This window comes from Bradyrhizobium sp. WSM4873, assembly GCF_055811355.1.
In genome coordinates this window covers 1-1,147 of record NZ_JBVVPS010000099.1, presented here as the reverse complement: position 1 = coordinate 1,147, position 1,147 = coordinate 1, and the positions used below count along the sequence as shown (strand labels likewise).

General features: G+C 55.1%; 2 protein-coding genes. Both read right to left on the bottom strand.

Going from position 1 to position 1,147, the window contains the following annotated elements; genetic code table 11:
- Positions 1–596: 596 nt before the first annotated feature.
- Positions 597–860 (bottom strand): hypothetical protein, encoded by a 264-nt coding sequence (locus AC0L21_RS37895; protein ID WP_473256572.1) that lies wholly within the window; start codon positions 858–860, stop codon positions 597–599.
- 47 nt (positions 861–907) lie between these two features.
- On the bottom strand, positions 908–1,147 hold a 240-nt coding region (locus AC0L21_RS37890; RefSeq protein WP_473256571.1), incomplete at its 5' end, for a hypothetical protein.

Here is a 1,147-nt window from a genome sequence, read left to right as displayed (position 1 = left end):
ATTTTCATGCACGTCGGCTCTGCGCGTGGGGGCGCGAACTAAGTCCCGACTGCGGGGTCGTGAATGCCGGAGCGAAGGCGCAGGATTTTAAGAGTGGAGTTCGCGGCTGCAATTTAGTCAATCCGAACCCTCTGGAAGAACTTAGGACGAAGATCTTTCCGCAAAGTGTCCATTAAACGATACACAAAAAAGCACCGAACATAGTTCTGTTCTTCCGTCGCATAGTCCAGCAAGTCAGGCAAGGTCAGGGTCTAATAGCGAGGAAGACGAGTTTTAAGAAATCCAGCTCGGATCGGCCCTTGCGGGTCGACGCTGAAAACGTCGGTTAGGTCGAGAGTACGAGCTGGACCATTTGAGTCCGGACTGTAGAGCACGTTTTCTATCGATGGATCGGAAAGCATAGGCTCGCGGGCCAGATCGTGATCCATCCGAGGGGGTGGTGATGGAGGGCAGGCCGCATGGTTAAACCACTCTCGCCTGACCTTCGCATTCGCATTATTATGGCGGTGCAAGATGAAGGGATGAGCTGCCGGGGCGCTGCCAGCCGTTTCGGGGGGGCGCCATCGACAGCGATCGCGCTGGTCAGCAATCGGCGTTCAGCTCGGATTGAGGGCTATGCTGCGGAGATCCTCTCTTTGGTCGAGACTACGCCCCACATGACGTTTGCCGAGATTGCAGACCATATCTTCAGAGTGCACGGCGAGCGATTTGTGCCGCGTGTGGTCGAGCGTTTCTTGTGTGGTCGCAACATCATTTTCAAAAGAATCATCGCACGACAGCGGGCAGGATCCGCCGGTCATGACCGCTAAACGAGCAACGCAGGTCAGCTCGAGTTCTTCAACCGGGAAGAGATAGTTCAAGATGACGTTGCGCTGTTCTTCAACTACCGAAACTGGGGGTTAAAACTCTAGGATGAACAAGCCGGACCAAATTCGCTTTCCGTTGAGCCAAAGCTCCAGGCGAGCCAGGTCTCGCCGTAAACATGTTTATGGTTGGCAGAGAGGCACCCGGCACGATCGGCTTCGTAATAGCTTGTCGTAGCTTGCGTGCTCGATTTGCTAGCTTTCGAAGTCGGCCAGGCCTGTCTGTTGAGGCGCAGAAGCGTGGCCTGCACCTCCCTTTGGTCCCCGGAGTCCATTTCGTTTAG